General features: G+C 55.6%; 1 rRNA gene. It reads right to left on the bottom strand.

The annotated features are described in order from the left end of the window. Window positions 1-2381, bottom strand: a 23S ribosomal RNA gene (locus ABZ664_RS39300); the annotation flags it as partial. Window positions 2382-2435: the final 54 nt, after the last annotated feature.

Raw genomic sequence — 2435 nt, 5'->3', positions numbered from 1 at the left:
CACTAGCGTGAAGGCTTCACCGTCTCCCACCTATCCTACACAAGACGCTCCAAACGCCAATGTCAAGCTATAGTGAAGGTCCCGGGGTCTTTCCGTCCTGCTGCGCGTAACGAGCATCTTTACTCGTAGTGCAATTTCGCCGGGTCTGCGGTTGAGACAGCGGGGAAGTCGTTACGCCATTCGTGCAGGTCGGAACTTACCCGACAAGGAATTTCGCTACCTTAGGATGGTTATAGTTACCACCGCCGTTTACTGGCGCTTAAGTTCTCAGCTTCGCCACACAAGTGCGACTAACCGGTCCCCTTAACGTTCCAGCACCGGGCAGGCGTCAGTCCGTATACATCGTCTTACGACTTCGCACGGACCTGTGTTTTTAGTAAACAGTCGCTTCCCCCTGGCCTCTGCGACCCCCACCAGCTCAGAACGCAAAGGTTCATCACCAGCGAAGGCCCCCCTTCTCCCGAAGTTACGGGGGCAATTTGCCGAGTTCCTTAACCACAGTTCACCCGATCGCCTTAGTATTCTCTACCTGACCACCTGAGTCGGTTTAGGGTACGGGCCGCCACGACACTCACTAGAGGCTTTTCTCGGCAGCATAGGATCACCCACTTCGCCACAATCGGCTCGGCATCACATCTCAGGATACATAAGAGGCGGATTTGCCTACCTCTCTCCCTACATGCTTACCCCAGGACAACCATCGCCTGGGCTGGGCTACCTTCCTGCGTCACCCCATCGCTTACCTACTACCAGTTCAGGCCAGGCGTTCAGTCTCACCCACACCCCGAAGGGCGTTAGGGACTTAAGGACCCTTAGTATCACTGGATTCAGTATTGGCGCATCGTAGCGGGTACGGGAATATCAACCCGTTGTCCATCGACTACGCCTGTCGGCCTCGCCTTAGGTCCCGACTTACCCTGGGCGGATTAGCCTGCCCCAGGAACCCTTGGTCATCCGGCGCAGAAGTTTCTCACTTCTGATTCGCTACTCATGCCTGCATTCTCACTCGCACAGCCTCCACAACTGGATCACTCCGCTGCTTCGCCGGCCGCACGACGCTCCCCTACCCACCCACACACCTAAACCACAAAGGCTCGGATAATGTGTGAATGCCACGACTTCGGCGGTGTACTTGAGCCCCGCTACATTGTCGGCGCGGAATCACTTGACCAGTGAGCTATTACGCACTCTTTCAAGGGTGGCTGCTTCTAAGCCAACCTCCTGGTTGTCACTGCGACTCCACATCCTTTCCCACTTAGCACACGCTTAGGGGCCTTAGTCGGTGGTCTGGGCTGTTTCCCTCTCGACTACGGAGCTTATCCCCCGCAGTCTCACTGCCACGCTCTCACTTACCGGCATTCGGAGTTTGGCTGACGTCAGTAACCTTGTCGGGCCCATTAGCCATCCAGTGCTCTACCTCCGGCAAGAAACACGCAACGCTGCACCTAAATGCATTTCGGGGAGAACCAGCTATCACGGAGTTTGATTGGCCTTTCACCCCTAAACACAGGTCATCCCCCAGGTTTTCAACCCTGGTGGGTTCGGTCCTCCACGCGGTCTTACCCGCGCTTCAACCTGCCCATGCCTAGATCACTCCGCTTCGGGTCTACAGCATGCGACTCATTCGCCCTATTCAGACTCGCTTTCGCTACGGCTCCCCCACACGGGTTAACCTCGCCACACACCATAACTCGCAGGCTCATTCTTCAAAAGGCACGCAGTCACATCACAAACAAGAGCAAGCCCTCGTTTACGCTCCTACGGCTTGTAGGCACACGGTTTCAGGTACTATTTCACGACCCCTCACCGGGGCGCTTTTCACCTTTCCCTCACGGTACTTGTTCACTATCGGTCACCAGGGAGTATTTAGGCTTACCAGGTGGTCCTGGCAGATTCACACAGGATTTCTCGGGCCCCGTGCTACTTGGGATCCCCTCAAACAGTCCAACCGATTTCGCCTACCCGACTCTCACGGTCTACGGCGCCACTTCCCAGAAGCTTCGACTATCGGAAAGATTTCTTACTGTCTATGGTCTCGGCAGAAACCAACAGAGGGTCCCACAACCCCGCAAACGCAACGCCTGCCGGCTATCACACGCCTACGGTTTAGCCTGATCCGCTTTCGCTCACCACTACTCACGGAATCACTATTTGTTTTCTCTTCCTACGGGTACTGAGATGTTTCACTTCCCCGCGTTACCACCAACCGCCCTATACATTCAGGCGGAGGCAACACCACATGACTGGTGCTAGGTTTCCCCATTCGGACATCCCCGGATCAAAGTCTGGTTGGCGACTCCCCGGGGCTTAACGCAGCCTCCCACGTCCTTCATCGGCTCCTGATGCCAAGGCATCCACCGTGTGCCCTAAAAAACTTGGCCACAAAGATGCTCGCGTCCACTATGCAAATCTCAAACAACAAACAGCGACCACAC

Source organism: Streptosporangium sp. NPDC006930 (genome assembly GCF_040635605.1).
Lineage (GTDB): Bacteria > Actinomycetota > Actinomycetes > Streptosporangiales > Streptosporangiaceae > Streptosporangium.
Note: the sequence above shows the minus strand (reverse complement) of the source record. Positions and strands in the feature narration are given on the sequence as shown.